A 17,302-nucleotide genomic window follows, 5' to 3' on the forward strand; every position below is an offset into this window, starting at 1 on the left:
AAATACAAGCCATAACTTTGTGCTTGGTGCTTCATATGAAAGAGCATTGAGCGGAGCAAAAGACAGTTCTGCTAGAGCTAATGTTGTTGGAGGAAGAGAATTTGATATTCTGGCTCCTGCAAGAGAAAAGGGCAGAACAAGTATGGGAGCAGAATACAGACTTGAAAATAAAGTTGGGCTTCTGTTTAATTTAAAAATGGATTACGGTTTCAATCACGGCAGTGATAAAAAAGATATAAGATTTAGCACAGGACTGGGTTATAGATTTTAAAAAACTTTAAGATAAAGGGGGTGTAACATTTTAAAGAGGTTTAAGATGTGGTACTCCCTTATTTTTTATAAGATTTAAAATTTAAAAAATTTATATAAAGTTGATAAAAGCTCCGCGATTTAGAATTTAAAATTCTAAATAAGTAAAAATGAAAAAATAAATTTAATAAGATATAAAGGCGAAGCCTTTACTCACATAATAAAACTTTAATAGAATAGCACTTTGAAAATTTCAGTGCGTAAAAGGGTTTTTGCTACTTTTTCCCCTTTTGAAAAAGTAGGGTATATTTATTAAAAAAAACAAAAATTTAATATAAAGGGGGAATGAGCTTTCACATAATCCTATTAAAAACTAAAAACTTTTTAATCACTGGAATTAAAATTAAAAAAATTATGGGAGGTTTATTATGACTATGAAAGATGTAATTTTTGAAATTTTAAGAAAGGAAATAGGAGAATATGCAAGTGCAAAAAAACTTCAAGAAAACTTAGGTCTAAGTCTGACTTTTATTTATATGCTTGTAAAGAACGAAAATATAAAGTCAAAAAGCAGATACGGCAGAAGAGAATATGAACTTTCCTCTTTTTTAAACAGCTTAAATTTCAGCACCAATATGTATCCAATATCAAATCCTCTAACACAAGAGGATTTTTATATTAATAATTTTTTTAACTGGGCACCTAAAAATGAAATAGAAAGTTTTTTAGAAATTATGCTTTTGGATAATTTAGGTGAGTTCTGCTCCACAAAAGATTTAGTTCAGATGTTTGGCATAAGCAAGACAAGTTGGTATGACTTAATGGAGAGAGGGCAGATAATGTGCTTAAATATTGAGAGCAGAAAAATTATTATAACACGCTCTTTACTTCCATTTTTAAGAGAGGCTATGCAGAAAAAAGAACTTTAAAATTTTTTAGTAAGAGGAGTTAAAAGTAAATTTTATAAAACTATAGTTACTATATACGATTATTGAATAAAAAACTCAAAATTTTTAAAGTTATTGTACATTATCAGAAAATTTTTTATATAGTTTGACAAAGTTATTTTAAAATTATAATATATGTTCACGAGAACATATATTATAATTTTGGAGTATATTTATGGTTACACAGAAAAAAATAGCTGAAAAACTAGGCATAAGTAGAACAACAGTTGCCAGAGCAATAAACAATAGTGGATATGTAAAAAAAGAAACCAAAGAAAAGATTTTAAAACTTGTTTCTGAAATGAGCTATGAGAAAAATCTTGTTGGTAGTTCTCTTGCAAGCAAAAAAAAGATTATATATAGTTTTTTAGTTAACTCTAAAAATATTTATTATACTAATGAAATGAAAAATGGAATTAGAAAAATAAAAGAAGAATATAAACATCATAATTTTAAAATTATAGAAATAAGTACTGATATTAATGAACCTCAAGAGCAAATTAAAATTTTAAGAGAAGTTTTAATTTCTTCAACTTATATTGATGGAATTATTATAATTCCTCTTGATAGAAAAGAAATTTTAAAAATATTAAATCCTTATCTTGAAAAAATTAAAATTGTATCTATTGGAATTGAACTGGGTAAAAATATTCCGCATATTGGTCCAAACTATTATAAAGATGGGGAAATGGCTGCTGCTTTAGTCAGTAAAATTTTAAGAGGTGACGAGAGAGTTTTAATTATTGATAATGGTGATGATAGAATTTCTTCTAAGCTTTATCTTGATGGTTTTGTGGACAAATGTAAAGAAAAAAATACAAAGATACTAGGTATTTTTAGAAGAAATGGAATAGAAGATAGCATTAAATTTTTAAATTTTATGTTGGATAGGAATCACTTTTCTGCAATTTATATAAATAGATACTCTCAAGATATATTAAAAGAAATTTCTAGAAAAAAATTATCTAATAAATTAATTGTTACCAATGGCATTGGAAATAGGATTAAAAAACTTATAAAGCAGGGAGTTATATTTGCTACTGTTGCAGATGATGTATTTCAAACAGGCTATATGGCAGGTCAGATAATGTTTGATATATTATACAAAGATCCCAAAAATGAGGTAAAAAATATTATTTCTGAATCTAGAATTATCTTATTAGAGAATTTAATTTAAATAAACAAGTTTTTAAAGTTTTACTTTGTGAAACTATAATTATAAAATTTTAGGAGGAAAAGATTTATGAAAAAAATGAATTTATTGAAAATGGGGCTTTTATTTGGAGTAATGACTACATCTGCTTTTGCAGCTAAGTACAATTTAAAAATGGGAATGACAGCTGGAAATTCACAAAATGAATATAAGGCTGCAGAAGTTTTTGCAAAGGAACTAAAAGAGAGATCTAAAGGAGAAATAGAATTAAAGCTATATGGAAACGCACAACTTGGAAAAGATGACTTAGCTATGATGCAACAATTAGAAGGTGGCGCTTTAGATTTCACTTTCTCTGAAACAGGAAGATTTTCAACTTTCTTCCCAGAAGCGGAAGTATACACATTGCCTTATATGATAAAAGACTTTGAACATATGAAAAAAGCTACAGCAACTCAATTCGGAAAAGACTTATATAAAAAATTACATGATAAAAAAGGAATGACAGTTCTTGCTCAAGCATACAATGGAACAAGACAAACAACTTCAAATAGAGCAATAAAATCTCTTGCAGATATGAAAGGCTTAAAATTAAGAGTACCGGGTGCAGCAGCTAACCTTGCTTATGCTAAATATAGTGGAGCAGCTCCTACACCAATGGCATTTTCTGAAGTATATATTTCTTTAAAAACTAATGCTGTTGAGGCTCAAGAAAATCCACTTTCAACAATAAAGGCTCAAAAATTTTATGAAGTTCAAAAATATTTAGCTATGACAAATCATATATTAAATGATCAGCTATATTTAGTAAGTAATATAACTATGGAAGAATTACCGGAAAATTTACAAAAAGTTGTAAGAGAAGCAGCCCAAGTTGCAGCTGACTATCACACTAAATTATTTATGGAAGAAGAAGCAAACTTAAAAGATTTCTTTAAACAAAATGGAGTGACTATAACTGAACCTAATTTAGATGAATTTAAAGCAGCAATGAAACCTTTCTATGACGAATATATAAAGAAAAATGGAAAAGTAGGAGAAGATGCTATAAAAGCTATAGATTCTGTTAGATAATAATTAATGAAAGCAGGGAATATGATGAAAATATTTAATAAACTTGAAGAATGGTTAGCTGGAAGCTTGTTTATGCTTATGTTTGCTATTCTTATTGTTCAAATTTTCTCAAGACAAATACTAGGTTCACCTCTTACTTGGAGTGAAGAATTAGCAAGACTTATATTTGTATATGTGGGTATGTTGGGTGTAAGTTTAGGAATTAGAAATAGGCAGCATATTTATATAGATTTTCTCTATGATAAATTTCCCCCAAAAATGAAAAAAATTGTATCAACTTTTTTACAAATAGCAATTTTAGGATGCTTACTTTTCTTTCTATATTTTGGTTATGATTTATTTTTAAAAAAGGAAGAAATTCAAATAGTATCTTTAGGTATATCATTAAAATGGATGTATTTATCTTTACCACTTATAACAATTTTAATGCTTATAAGATTTTATCAAGCATATATTGATAGTTACAATGAAGGTAAAGTATCTTTTAAGCCTGTTGTTATGTTGGCAATAATAATTATCTTAGTTATAATTACAATATTTAAACCTGATTTACTAAAAATTTTTAGGCTTTCAAATTATATTTCAGTAGGAGATTCAGTTATATACTATGCATTGACCGGTTGGCTGATAATAATGTTTTTAGGAATGCCGGTCGGTTGGTCACTGTTGATAGCCACAATTTTATATTTTGCCTTGACCAGATGGAAGGTTGCATATTTTGCAGCAGATAAATTAGTATATAGTTTAGATAGTTTCAGTTTATTGAGTGTCCCTTTCTTTATACTTACAGGAATACTTATGAATGGTTCTGGAATTACTGAAAGAATATTTAATTTTGCTAAAGCTATGCTCGGTCATTATACTGGAGGAATGGGACATGTAAATGTTGCGGCAAGTCTTATATTTTCCGGAATGTCAGGCTCGGCTATAGCTGATGCCGGCGGGCTTGGGCAATTAGAAATAAAGGCAATGAAGGATGAAGGATATGAAGATGATATCTGTGGTGGATTAACAGCTGCATCTTGCATTATAGGGCCCTTAGTTCCACCTAGCATATCAATGATTATTTATGGAGTAATTGCTAATGAATCAATTGCCAGATTGTTTTTAGGCGGTTTTATTCCGGGCTTTTTAACAACAGTTGCTCTTATGACAATGAATTACTTTATCTGTAAAAAAAGAGGCTATAAAAGAGCTAAGAAAGCTACATCTAGCGAAAGATGGAAAGCTTTTAAAGAATCATTCTGGGCATTACTTACTCCACTTTTAATAATTGGAGGAATATTTTCAGGACTGTTTACTCCAACTGAAGCAGCAGTTATTGCAGCACTTTATTCTACATTTTTAGGAGCATTTATTTATAAAGAGTTAACTCTAAAATCTTTATTTCAACATTGTATAGAAGCGGTTGCAATAAGTGGAGTAACTTGTTTAATGATAATGACAGTAACTTTCTTCGGGGATATCATAGCAAGAGAACAGATAGCTATGAGAATTGCAGAAATATTTATAAAATTTGCCAACTCTCAAATAACAGTCCTTATAATGATAAATTTACTTCTATTATTTTTAGGTATGTTTATTGATGCACTTGCATTACAATTTTTAGTCCTACCTATGCTTATACCTGTAGCTCAACAAGTTGGAATAGATTTAGTATTTTTTGGAGTTATGTCTACACTTAATATGATGATAGGTATTTTAACTCCACCTATGGGAATGGCATTATTTGTAGTTGCTCAAGTAGGTAAAATGAGCGTAAGTACAGTAACAAAAGGGGTTATTCCTTTCTTGCTGCCGATATTTATAACTTTAGTTATTATAACTATATTCCCAGAACTTGTAACATTTTTACCTAATTTAATAATGGGATAAATTAAAATTAAATGCTTGGGGTTGTTGTGTAAATTAGGAAATATTATATTTGCAACAGCCCCATAAAATTTGAGGAGTTTTACAATGAAAATTTTAGCAATTGATATTGGTGGAACACTTATAAAGTATGGTCTTGTTTCTTTAAATGGAGAAGTTCTAGAAAGTAGTGAAATAAGTACAGAAGCAGAAAAAGGAATCAAAAATTTACTAGAAAAAATTGATTTTATAAAAAACAATTATAAAAATGAACTTATTTTAGGTATTGCTATTTCAGGAACTGGTCAAATAAATGGAGAAATTGGTCAAGTTATAGGTGGAAATCCGATTATTCCAGGGTGGATAGGGACAAATTTAGTTAGGCTTTTAGAAGAAAAGTATTCTTTACCTGTTATTCTTGAAAACGATGTTAATTGTGCTGCTCTTGGTGAAAAATGGAAAGGTGTAGCAAAAAGCTTAAAAAGCTTTATTTGTTTAACTATTGGAACAGGCATAGGTGGTGGAATTATCTTAAATAATAAATTATTTAGGGGAGAAAATTTTGTTGCTGGTGAGTTTGGGCATATTCAAATCAAAAAGGGTAAGTATGAACAATATGCGTCTACAAGTGCTTTAGTTAAAATGGTTAAAGAAAGAATAGGTAAGAATTTAAATGGAAAAGAAATTTTTACTTTAGAAAAAGAAGGCTTTCAGGAATACAAGGATGTCATAGATGAATGGATAGATAATATTACAGATGGACTGTCTTCAATAATTTATGCTTTTAATCCATCAGATATTGTACTGGGAGGAGGAGTTACAAAACAGGGAGAACATCTTTTAAATAGAATCAAAGTAAGTCTTAATAAAAAAATAAGTCCTATATTTAAGCAGAACTTAAATATTCATTTTGCTGAATTGGGCAATAGCTCAGGAATGATAGGAGCCACTTATTTACTTTTAAAAAAAATAAATAAATTAGAGGAGTAATATGATTTACGGGGAAATTAAAGATATAAAGATATATAAGGGATTATCAAAAAATTTGGATAAAGCTATAGAATATATAAGTGAAAAAAAATATAAAGATAATCATTTTGGAAAAAATGAAATAGATGGAGATATTATCTATTTCAATTGCCCAGAAAAAGCAATTACAAGAGATAAAAATGGGCTTGAGCTTGAATATCATAAAAAATATATAGATATTCATATTGTTCTTGAGGGAGAAGAGAGTATCGGCTATTCAGCATTTAATTCTCTTATAGAAACAAAAAAATTTGATATTGAGAATGATTATGCTTTGATGAAGGGAGATATACAGACAGAATTTTATTTAGATAAGGAAAAATTTTTAATTATTTTCCCATATGAAGCACATATAGCTCTTTTAAAAGTTGGAAAAGAAAAAGAAATTAAAAAAGTTATTTTTAAAGTTGAAATATAATAATTTTGATAAAATATAACAATAAATAAAAATATACGGAGGAAGAAATGAGAGGTATTTATTCAGCACTAATGGTGCCTTATAATGAAGATGGAAGTATTAATGAAAGAGGTTTAAGAGAAATAGTTAGACATAATATAGACAAGATGAAAGTTGATGGACTATATGTTGGTGGAAGTACAGGAGAAAACTTTATGATTTCTACTGATGAGAAGAAAAAAGTATTTGAAATAGCTATTGATGAAGCTAAAGATAGTGTTCATTTAATAGCTCAAGTAGGGAGTATAAATTTATATGAGGCTGTGGAACTAGGTAAATATGCAACAAAACTAGGATACAAATGTCTATCAGCAGTAACACCTTTTTATTATAAATTTGATTTTTCTGAAATAAAAAACTATTATGAAACTATAGTTAGAGAAACAGGGAATAATATGGTTGTCTATTCTATACCTTTTTTAACTGGTGTTAATATAAACGTGTCACAATTTGCAGAATTATTTGAAAATGAAAAAATAATAGGAGTTAAATTTACTGCAGGAGATTTTTATTTATTAGAGAGAATAAGAAAAGCATTTCCTGATAAACTTATTTTTTCCGGGTTTGATGAAATGTTATTACCTGCTGCTGTAATGGGAATTGATGGAGCAATAGGAAGTACTTTCAATATAAACGGACCTAGGGCTAAAGAAATTTTAAGTTTAACAAAGGCAGGAAAAATTGAAGAAGCTTTAAAAGTTCAAAATGTAACGAATGATTTAATAGAGGGAATTTTATCTAACGGTTTATATCAAACAATCAAGGAAATTATGAAGCTTCAAGGTGTAGATGCTGGCTATTGTAGAAAGCCGATGAAAAAAATAGATGAAAAACAAGTAGCCTTTGCAAAAGAATTATATAATAAATATTTAGCTAATTAAAAAAAATTTAATATATTTTATTATTTCAAATTTAGGGAGTATTTATGAATAAAATATTGGAAAAGATAAAAGGGAAACTTATAGTTTCTTGTCAGGCATTGGAAGATGAGCCATTACATAGTTCATATATTATGGGAAGAATGGCTTATGCAGCATTTGTAGGAGGAGCTAGTGGAATTAGAGCAAATACAGTTGCAGATATTCAGGAAATAAAAAAAAATGTCAATCTTCCAATTATAGGTATAATAAAAAAAGTGTATGGAGATTGTAATGTGTATATTACACCAACAATTAAAGAAACAGAAGAATTAGTAAATGAAGGTGTAGATATAATAGCAATAGATGCTACAAAGAGGGAAAGACCTGATAGAAAAAATTTAGAAGATTTGATTAGAGAAATTAAAGAAAAATACCCTGAACAACTATTAATGGCAGATATATCTTCTGTTGATGAGGCAATTTTAGCAGAAAAAATTGGTTTTGATGTAGTTGGGACAACTCTTGTAGGCTACACAGATTATACAAGAGGAAATTCTCCTCTTGAAGAATTAAAAAAAGTAATAGAAGCAGTTAATATTCCTGTAATAGCAGAAGGAAATATTGACACACCCCAAAAAGCTAAAGCAGCACTTGATTTGGGTGCCTATGCTGTTGTTGTAGGAGGAGCTATAACAAGACCTCAGCAAATAACTAAGAAATTTGTAGATGAAATGAAAAAATAAATAAAAATGCTGTTGTAATTAATTATATAAGTAAAAAATAGCTCATTACTGGCTAAATTTCTTAATATTTAAAAATTGACATTCGCTGCAAATTCGGTAACTCGCTTCGCTCAGACATACCGACATTTGCTCGGCTCATTTCCTTCAATTTTTAAATTAAAATTTAGATGTAATTCACTTATTTTTTACTTATTTTTTTATAAAAAGATTTGCAACAGCATTTTTTTAAACTAAAAATTTTAAAATTGGTGCCCAGATAAGAGTTAATATTCCTGCAAAAACAATGGAAAGTGCACTCATTGAACCTTCTATTTCTCCCATCTCCATAGCTCTTGAGGTTCCTACGGCATGACTTGCTACTCCTATTCCTATCCCCTTGGCAACAGAATGTTTTATTCTAAAAATTTTACATATAAAAGGTGCTGTGACATTTCCAGTAATTCCAGTTAAGATTATACTTAAAACTGTTAGAGAAGGAATACCACCAATCATTGTACTCACTTCTATTCCAATGGGAGTTGTTATAGATTTAGGTATAAAAGAATAGAGTAAAGCCTTATCTATATCTAAAATTTTTCCTAGAAAAATAACTGAAATTACTCCAACAAATGAGCCTATAACTGCTCCTGTCATTACTGGTATAAAATATTTTTTAAATAAATTCCATTGCTTATAGAGAGGAAGAGATAGTGCAACCGTAGCAGGACCTAAAAAAAATGTTATAAGACCAGCCCCTTTAAAATAACTTTCTGTACTTATATTAAAAATTTTTAAAATTAATATGACTAGAGTCGTTCCTATTAAAAGTGGATTAAAAATTGGAGATTGAGTTTTTTTAAATATAAACTTACCAATTTCAAAAGCGACATAGCTTATTAAAATTCCAAAAAAAGCTTCGCTAACTATTATTTCTTTCATTTTTTATTCTCCTTTTTTCCATTAACTCTATCATAAATTGAACTATTTTTCCTGTGACTCCCATAGTAATGAAAGTTGTAAAAACTATAAGTATTAAAACTTTTATAAATTGCCCGTCTAGCATATCAGCCTTATCGATTATTTTTACTGCTGGTGGCAGAAAAAGTATAGTCATATTTAATAATAAAACATTGACAGCATTTTCAACTTTTTCAGCCTTCAATATTTTGGTATGTAAAAGTATGAAAAATAAAATCATTCCTACAATTGTTCCAGGAATAGGAAGATTAAAAATATTCGAAATAATTATTCCAGTATAATTTATTATAAAAATAATTATAAATTCGCTTAACATTTATTACTCCTTTAAAATTAATAGAGGCTGTTGCATTTTAAAATTTAATTTGCAACAGCCAAGTGGATTTTAATCTCTTGGTTTCATTTGTGGAAATAAAATAACATCTCTTATTGATGGAGCACCAGTTATAAGCATCACCAATCTGTCTATTCCTATTCCAAGTCCACCTGTAGGAGGCATTCCATATTCAAGGGCTTCTACATAATCATCATCCACTACTGGAGGGACCTCATCATTTCCACGCTTAGCCTCTTCAACCTGAGCTTCAAATCTCCCTCTTTGATCAGCTGGATCATTTAGTTCTGTAAAGGCATTAGCATATTCTCTTTTATTTATAAATAGTTCAAATCTATCAGTAAATCTTGAATCTTCTGGGTTTCTCTTAGCTAGAGGAGAAATTTCAACTGGATGACCATAGACAAATGTCGGTTGAATTACTTTTTCTTCACATTTTTCCTCAAAGAATTGATTTATTATATGCCCTACACTATTCATATGCTCAGCTACTTCTACGTGGTGCTCTTTAGCTATTTTTTTAGCTTCTTCGAAACTCATTTTCTGCCAAAAATCGATGCCTGTAACTTCTTTTATTAAATCTACCATATGTACTCTTGCAAAGTTTTCAAGTTTTAAGTCTACACCATCATAAGTTAGTTCAGTTGTTCCATTTATTTCTTTAGAAATTGTTGTAATTAGTCCTTCAGTTAAATCCATCATATCATTGAAATCTGCATGTGCCTGGTATAATTCAACCATAGTAAATTCTGGATTATGACGAGTTGATATACCCTCATTTCTAAAATTTCTATTTAAATCATAAACTTTTTCAAAGCCACCTACAATAAGTCTTTTTAAATATAATTCTGGCGCGATTCTTAGATATAAGTCTATATCTAAAGTATTATGATGTGTAATAAAAGGTCTTGCAGCAGCACCACCTAAAATAGGGTGCATTATAGGAGTTTCTACTTCTAAAAAACCTCTATCATCTAAATATTTTCTAACTAATTTTATAATTTGAGTTCTCTTTATAAATGTATCTCTGACTTCCTTATTCATTATTAAATCTAGATATCTTTTTCTATATCTAATTTCTACATCAGTAAGACCATGATATTTTTCTGGTAGAGCTCTGACATTTTTAGTAAGTAGAGCAATATCAGCAGCCCTTAAAGTAAGTTCTTCGGTATGAGTTATAAAAAGTTCTCCTTCAACTCCAATTATATCTCCAACATTTAGCATTTTTACAACTTTATTAAATAACTCATCGCCTAATTCATCTTTTCTGATGTAAATTTGAATTTTTCCGCTTTGGTCTTCTATATGACCAAAGTAAGTTTTTCCTTTTCCTCTAAGTGACATAAGTCTTCCAGCAGTTTTAAATTTTAAACTTTCTTCAGGTTTATGCTTTAATATATCTCCTATCATATTTTTTTTATCATATTTGGCTCTAAAAGCTTTTATGCCTGAATTTTCTAATTCTTCTATTTTTTTCCATCTTTCAGCAATAAGAGGTTCTCTCTCAAATCTATCAATATATCTTTCCATATTTCCTCCTAAATTTATTTGATTGTATTTATTAGTAATTCGCTTTTCTTTACCCAGTCACTGCCAACAAATTCTTGTTTAATAAGAGTAAGGTATTTAAGTGCTTCAACTTTATTTCCTAATTTTAGATAAGAATTTGCTATATTATAGTATGTTTCAGCTCTTCTATTTTTATTTTTTTCATTTGCTAAAGATTTTTTAAAGTTATCTATTGCAAGCTTAGGATTAGAGTTCATATTTCTAATTGCAATATCATAAAGACTTTCTACCTTTGCATTAGTAGTCTTATCTTCTAAATTTTTAGCTTTGGATACATCACCATTATTTTTATACCAAGAGCTTATTTTTTCTAGTGTTGTATTTCGATCCTCAGAATTTTCACTTGCACTTGTTTTTTCTAAAAATACAACATCCTTTTTATCCAGTACATTTTTACTTTTTAAATATGCTCCAAGTTCTTTTTCCAATTCAGTATTTTTGGTTCTATATAAGCTCGCAGGAATAAATATATCTTTATTAGTCAATCTAGCGGCTTGTAAAATAAGAATTTTTTGATTATCATTAAAGTTTTCAATCTCTGTTTTTAAAGATTCTAAGGCTTCAATTATCATAGCTTTGTCTTTTTTGCTATGAGCATAATCTAATAAGAAATAATTAACTTTTCTTACATTTACACCATTTGGATAATAAATTTTATAAAGTGATATAGCATTTTCTAGAATCTTTGTTTTTTTCTCAGAATTTGCAAGTATTATAGAATAAATATTGTCTTCTGAAAAATTAAATTTAGTGAGAGCGCTTATGTTTATTTTTCTAACTAGACTACTTCCATCATAAAGTGCAACAGCATAATTTCCTCTGTAAATTGTTCTAAATATTAAGTTAGTTCCTTCTAATTTTACTCTTGTATTTGTATTTTTAGGAGCGTTGATAACTTTTGCAACAGTTCCTTTATTAAAAGGAGTTATTAAATATTCTCCAACAAGAACTTTATAGTTATTTTCTGTTGAATCTACAATTCTTTTTTCAGATTTTTTTAATCTTTCCTTTACAATATTTAAATACTCAGAAACATTCTCGTCCGTTAAAATTACATTTTCTTGGATAAATTCATCTTGTTTTTTTGTGTTATCAACAGAAGAGCCTTCTTTTTCAGTATTATCAAGTCCTAAAATATCTGTAATTCCTTTTAAAGAATTAGTTTTTAAGCTTGTACAACTTGTAAGTAGTATTATAGAAAATATAATAGATATTTTTTTAAAAATTTTCATTGCTACCTCCTTAAAAATATAAATTTAAATTTCTTTTATTGAAATAGAAATTCTATTCAATTCGGAATAATTTAGATCAAGAAGTTTGTAGCTAAAAGAAAATACCTTTTTAGTTGCATCAAAAGAAATAGTTTCACCAAGAGAGTAAAATTCCTCCTTAATCATATCTGTTTCATAAAGAAACTTATTTTTTATTCCATTAAAAAAAATTTCAAAACTATTATTAAAAATTCCTTTTCTATCTATGGTTAAAATATTATTTACAAAGCATATTTTACAATCTCCATACTTACTTTTATAATAGTAGGATCTATAATTTCCTAAATAATCATTTTCACACAATGCTTTAACAATTTCAAATGTTTTTTCTCCAAAGCTGTCTTCTGTTTTAATAATAAGTTTTTTGTTAATAGTAGTTATTTTCATATTCTTCATCAAATTCTCTGTCAAAATCTTTATTCAGAAGTTCATCTTCTCTATCATAATATTCATCATCTTCAAAATCATCAATATCTTCATTTAGAAGGCACTCATTTCTCCAATAAGCTATGGCTGCTTTTTTTTCATCTCTATCATCAACTAAAAGTAAGTCCTCCTCATCTTCATCATAAAAAAATACATGAATATCCCCATCATGGTCCTCAGTGATAATATACTCTTTACTATCTAAAATAAAATTTTCAAGAACATTTAGTTCGTATTCATCTCCATCGTAATTATAATAAAAAATGTCCCCCTGTGAATACATCTAGTATCATTCCCTCCTTAATAAAATAATGTTTACTTGTGATATTTTATATTATTTGAAATGGCAAACCATCTGTAGAGTTGTTCCATAAAAATTAATCTCATAAGTTGATGGGGAAAAGTAAAATTTGAAAACTTAAGTTTTAATTTTACTTTCTTTTTTAGCTCCTGAGAAACACCATCTGAACCGCCTATTATAAAGCTGATATTACTAACTCCACTATTTTTCAAATCCTCAATATAAGTGGACATAGCTACAGAGTCAAACTCTCTTCCAGTTAAATCTAATAAAATTTCGTAGGAATTAATTTTAGAAAGATATTTAAGAATTTCATCACTTTCTTTTTTTATACAAAGCTCAATTTTGGACTCTTTAGTAAACTCTTTTAATTCAATTATTTCTAGATTGACAAATTTTTTCATTCGTTTAGAAAACTCTTGAATACCTTCAATTATATACCCCTCTTTTACTTTCCCTATACAAATAACATATATATTCAATAAAATATACCTCTTCTTTAATAAATTTTCAACTATTTTCTTTTAAAAAGTTTTTCTAAATCATAAAGAGAGAGTTTTGCTATTATTGGTCTTCCATGTGGACAGGTATACTCTCCAACTTCATGTAATTTAGCAACCATAGAATACATTTCATCCATAGTTAACTTATGATTTGCCTTTATTGCTCCTTTACAGGACATAGAAATGATTATATTTTCCCTTATATCTTCATCTTTATTTTTTATAATATTTCCCAATATATTTTTTAAAATATTTTCATAACTGTCCCTTAAATCCATAACAGGTGTTGTTCTAATAAGTATTTCACTTCTATCAAAATCATCAATTTCAAAGCCGAATAATGAAAAAGTCTCTAAATTATCTAAAACGATTTGTTTTTCTCTAGGATCTAAGTTTATTCTTATTGGGACTAGTAAATTTTGTTTAGTCATTGATTTGTTGTAATATTCCTGTTTTAATTTTTCATATAAGATTCTCTCATGTATTATATGCTGATCATATACTTCAAGTAAAGAATTTCTTTCCACTAAAATAAAACTATCAAAAAGCTGTCCAATCACTTTGAAATCAACATTTTTTAAAGAATTTACATCATCGAATATTATCCCTCTGCTTGTATCATCATTTTTAAAAACATATTTATTTTCAAAATTTTTCTTTAACTCTATATCTTCTTTAACTTCTAAAATTTTATTTTCAGTCTTTCCACTATTTGATATGTCTATTTTTGAAGTATAACTAGCATTTAAATTAGATAGATTTTTAAATTCATCCCTATCTATAGAAGATAATTGAGCTGCATCATTGTATTTTTCTTTTTCTAATGAAAGCTCTTTTTTGAAAGTATCTATGCTCAATAAGTTGCTCTTAGAATCTTTTTTTATTAAATTATTATTTGGATTAGAATTAGAATCTAAATTTAAATCATTAAAAGCATTTGAATCTTTTACTATATGTGCTGATATAAAGTCTTCATCATCTTCAAAAGATCTTCCAATTTCACTTTTAACTAATTGATAAATTTCGGCATTATTGGAAAATTTTATAATTTTTTTAGAAGGGTGGACATTTACATCTATATCAGCAGGATTAAGATTTAAAAATATTACTGCAAAGGGATATTTTCCCTTCATAAGTTTTGTATGATAAGCATCTATAACGGCATCCTCAACTAACTTAGACTTAACAGCTCTTCCATTTATAAAAACAAAGATAGAATCTCTACTAGCTTTAAAAAGTTCAGCATTTCCTAAAAGACCTAAAGAGAATCTTTGCGAATTTTTTAAGTAATTTTTTCCAAAAATTTCAAGAACAGCATTATCTAAACCATTTCCACTTGTTCTTATACTTTCTTTTCCATCAATTGTAAGCAAAAATTTTACTCCAGAGTTTGCAAGAGCTTCCTTCATAACTATATCTTTTATATTTATATATTCAGTATTTGCCTTTCTTAAAAATTTAAGTCTTGCAGGAGTGTTATAAAATAAATCTTTTATTTCTATATGAGTTCCTACATTTTTGGATATTTCTTTTAAAGCACTTACCTTTCCTCCTAAAACATTTATTTGTACTCCGTTCTCCATATTATTAGTTCTTGATGAAAGTATCATTTTTGAAACAGCACTTATAGAAGAGAGAGCTTCTCCTCTAAAACCGTAGGTCATTATTTTAAATAAATCTTCCTTGGTAGAAATTTTACTTGTAGCATGTCTTTCAATTGAAAGTAATAAGTCTTCTTTTTCCATTCCACAACCATTATCAGAAATAGTGAGATCCAATCCACCATTTCTAACTTCAATTTTTATTTCTGTACTCCCAGCATCGAGAGAATTTTCAATAAGTTCCTTAATCATACTAGTAGGATTTTCTACAACTTCTCCAGCAGCTATTGCATTGGAAACACTTTCATCTAAAATTTTTATCACTGCCATTTTAAAACCTCCAGTATTAAAATTCATTATACTCCATTATACCATAATTCTATAATCTATTAAGTAAAAATATAGAAAATATTAAAAGTTTATTTTTTTAATTTTCATTTTATGTTATTATAATAACAATTAACTACTTTTTAAAGTAGATTTAATTTTAATAATAAAAATTTAAATAAATTATTTGTAAAGGAAGGAAAAAATGAAAATAGCTGTTTTTGATTCAGGCATAGGTGGACTTTCAGTTCTTCATTTAGCTTTGAAGAAATTTCCTAAAGAAAATTTTTTATACTATGCCGATTCTGATAATGTTCCTTATGGAGTTAAAACAAAGGGAGAAATAATAAATCTTATGGATAGAGCTATAGAACATATGCTAGCTAAAGGTATAAAAGCCATTGTTATAGCTTGTAATACTGCAACGAGTGCAGCTATTCAGGAGATGAGGGACAAGTATTCACTTCCACTTATTGGAATGGAACCTGCAGTTAAGAAAGCTATTGATTTTTATGGAAATAAAAGAATTTTAGTCATAGCAACTCCTTTGACTGTCAGAGGAAAAAAATTACAGGATCTTATTACTAGAGTTGACAAAGAAAATTTAGTTGATTTAATTGCTTTGCCAAAATTAGTTAGTTTTGCTGAAAATGAAATTTTTAATGATGAAGAAGTCTATAATTATTTATTGAAAGAATTGGAAAATTTTAAATTGGAAGAATATTCATCAGTAGTTTTAGGCTGTACTCACTTTAATTATTTTAAAGATAGTTTAAGAAAAATTTTACCTCAGCATATAACTCTTTTAGACGGTAATGAGGGAACTGTAAATAAACTTTTTGTAGAACTATCATCAAGAGAACTTTTAGAGGATAATAAAGAAAGAGAAGTAGAATTTTATTATTCCAATAGAAAAGTAAATAAAGAAGGAGAACTACTGCGTTTAAAAAGATATTTAAAAAGATTAGATGAAATGTTAGGTATAAAATAGGAGGAAGTTATGTTAGAAATTTGTTTACAAAATGTAGATGACATAGAAATATTAAATAGATATAGAGATATTGTTGATAGAATAGAACTAGTTACAGCTATAGAAATAGGAGGGTTAAGTCCTTCAATTGAAATTTTAAAAAGAGTTAAAGAAAGCACAGATATTCCTGTAATGTCAATGCTTAGATGTAGAGCAGGAGATTTTTATTATACAGAGCAGGAACATAAACTACATTTAGACTGTTTAAAGAATTTATTAAATTATACAGATGGCATAGTTTTCGGCTCTCTTACAAAGGAGAATAAAATAAATGTTGAGCAAACAAAGGAAGTTTTAGATTTAACTATAAAAGCGGGGAAAGAGTTTGTATTTCACAGAGCAATAGATTGTACTGAAAATTATGAAGAGAGTGTTAAACTTTTAGATGAGCTTGGCGTAACAAGAATATTGACAAGTGGTCACGAAGAAAATGCTGAAAAAGGTTTAAATAACATTAAAAATTTAAAAACAAACTGTGAAATTTTAGCTGGTTCTGGTATAAATGAAAATAATTTTAGAAAATTTTTTCCTTTACAAATACATGGAACTTTTTCTAAGAAGATAAATTCATCTTTTGGTTTTTACTTAAAGCTTGACGAAGAAAAATTAAAAAAAGT

General features: G+C 27.9%; 19 protein-coding genes. 11 read left to right on the top strand and 8 right to left on the bottom strand.

Translation table 11 applies throughout. From position 1 onward, the window contains the following. The 9 genes from Q4A58_RS06530 to Q4A58_RS06570 all read left to right on the top strand — a co-directional run. Positions 1 to 271 (top strand): hypothetical protein (locus tag Q4A58_RS06530; RefSeq protein ID WP_303117656.1); only part of this gene is annotated, 271 nt, incomplete at its 5' end. A 412-nt stretch (positions 272 to 683) separates the two neighbouring features. After that, entirely contained in the window at positions 684 to 1,178 is a 495-nt protein-coding gene (locus tag Q4A58_RS06535) for a hypothetical protein (RefSeq protein ID WP_303117691.1), read from the top strand. Positions 1,179 to 1,371: 193 nt separating this feature from the next. Next, positions 1,372 to 2,373, top strand: a complete 1,002-nt coding sequence (locus Q4A58_RS06540; protein ID WP_303117658.1) for a LacI family DNA-binding transcriptional regulator — start codon at positions 1,372 to 1,374, stop codon at positions 2,371 to 2,373. A 66-nt stretch (positions 2,374 to 2,439) separates the two neighbouring features. After that, entirely contained in the window at positions 2,440 to 3,423 is a 984-nt protein-coding gene (locus Q4A58_RS06545; RefSeq protein WP_303117660.1) for a sialic acid TRAP transporter substrate-binding protein SiaP, read from the top strand. Between the two features lie 24 nt (positions 3,424 to 3,447). Then, complete coding sequence (locus Q4A58_RS06550) at positions 3,448 to 5,298, top strand: TRAP transporter large permease subunit (RefSeq protein ID WP_303117693.1); 1,851 nt, start codon at positions 3,448 to 3,450, stop codon at positions 5,296 to 5,298. 84 nt (positions 5,299 to 5,382) lie between these two features. Next, complete coding sequence (locus Q4A58_RS06555; RefSeq protein ID WP_303117662.1) at positions 5,383 to 6,264, top strand: ROK family protein; 882 nt, start codon at positions 5,383 to 5,385, stop codon at positions 6,262 to 6,264. 1 nt (position 6,265) lies between these two features. Next, positions 6,266 to 6,721 (top strand): YhcH/YjgK/YiaL family protein, encoded by a 456-nt coding sequence (locus tag Q4A58_RS06560; RefSeq protein ID WP_303117664.1) that lies wholly within the window; start codon positions 6,266 to 6,268, stop codon positions 6,719 to 6,721. 47 nt (positions 6,722 to 6,768) lie between these two features. Further along, a complete protein-coding gene (locus Q4A58_RS06565) occupies positions 6,769 to 7,641 on the top strand; it encodes an N-acetylneuraminate lyase (protein ID WP_303117666.1) in 873 nt (290 codons plus the stop codon). Positions 7,642 to 7,685: 44 nt separating this feature from the next. After that, positions 7,686 to 8,363, top strand: coding sequence for an N-acetylmannosamine-6-phosphate 2-epimerase (locus Q4A58_RS06570; RefSeq protein ID WP_303117668.1), 678 nt, complete (start codon positions 7,686 to 7,688; stop codon positions 8,361 to 8,363). Positions 8,364 to 8,588: 225 nt separating this feature from the next. On the opposite strand, the gene Q4A58_RS06575 is transcribed toward Q4A58_RS06570, so the two are convergent. The 8 genes from Q4A58_RS06575 to mutL form a co-directional block, all read right to left on the bottom strand. After that, positions 8,589 to 9,281 (bottom strand): LrgB family protein, encoded by a 693-nt coding sequence (locus Q4A58_RS06575; protein WP_303117670.1) that lies wholly within the window; start codon positions 9,279 to 9,281, stop codon positions 8,589 to 8,591. Beyond that, positions 9,262 to 9,636, bottom strand: coding sequence for a CidA/LrgA family protein (locus Q4A58_RS06580; protein WP_303117672.1), 375 nt, complete (start codon positions 9,634 to 9,636; stop codon positions 9,262 to 9,264). Before Q4A58_RS06580 ends, Q4A58_RS06575 begins: the two co-directional genes overlap by 20 nt. A 69-nt stretch (positions 9,637 to 9,705) precedes the next feature. Then, positions 9,706 to 11,187 (bottom strand): lysine--tRNA ligase, encoded by a 1,482-nt coding sequence (lysS, locus tag Q4A58_RS06585; protein WP_303117674.1) that lies wholly within the window; start codon positions 11,185 to 11,187, stop codon positions 9,706 to 9,708. Positions 11,188 to 11,201: 14 nt separating this feature from the next. Then, on the bottom strand, positions 11,202 to 12,458 hold the full coding sequence (locus Q4A58_RS06590) for a tol-pal system YbgF family protein (RefSeq protein ID WP_303117676.1): 1,257 nt from the start codon (positions 12,456 to 12,458) through the stop codon (positions 11,202 to 11,204). Between the two features lie 24 nt (positions 12,459 to 12,482). Next, positions 12,483 to 12,893, bottom strand: a complete 411-nt coding sequence (locus tag Q4A58_RS06595; protein ID WP_303117678.1) for a hypothetical protein — start codon at positions 12,891 to 12,893, stop codon at positions 12,483 to 12,485. Continuing rightward, positions 12,865 to 13,206 carry a hypothetical protein gene (locus Q4A58_RS06600; RefSeq protein WP_303117680.1) on the bottom strand — a complete coding sequence of 114 codons (342 nt, stop codon included), beginning with the start codon at positions 13,204 to 13,206 and terminating at the stop codon, positions 12,865 to 12,867. The genes Q4A58_RS06595 and Q4A58_RS06600 overlap by 29 nt, the downstream gene beginning before the upstream one ends. Positions 13,207 to 13,238: 32 nt before the next feature. Further along, a complete protein-coding gene (locus Q4A58_RS06605) occupies positions 13,239 to 13,706 on the bottom strand; it encodes a 23S rRNA (pseudouridine(1915)-N(3))-methyltransferase RlmH (RefSeq protein WP_303117682.1) in 468 nt (155 codons plus the stop codon). A gap of 32 nt (positions 13,707 to 13,738) precedes the next feature. Further along, a complete protein-coding gene (gene mutL / locus Q4A58_RS06610) occupies positions 13,739 to 15,658 on the bottom strand; it encodes a DNA mismatch repair endonuclease MutL (RefSeq protein ID WP_303117685.1) in 1,920 nt (639 codons plus the stop codon). A 202-nt stretch (positions 15,659 to 15,860) separates the two neighbouring features. Between mutL and murI the strand changes: the two genes are divergently transcribed. Both murI and Q4A58_RS06620 read left to right on the top strand, forming a co-directional pair. Then, the gene (gene murI / locus Q4A58_RS06615) at positions 15,861 to 16,646 is read left to right on the top strand and encodes a glutamate racemase (RefSeq protein WP_303117687.1); all 786 of its coding nucleotides are present in this window, start codon (positions 15,861 to 15,863) and stop codon (positions 16,644 to 16,646) included. Positions 16,647 to 16,655: 9 nt separating this feature from the next. After that, a partial coding sequence (locus Q4A58_RS06620) for a copper homeostasis protein CutC (RefSeq protein ID WP_303117689.1) occupies positions 16,656 to 17,302 on the top strand: 647 nt, incomplete at its 3' end.

This window comes from Fusobacterium sp., assembly GCF_030528405.1.
Lineage (GTDB): Bacteria > Fusobacteriota > Fusobacteriia > Fusobacteriales > Fusobacteriaceae > Fusobacterium.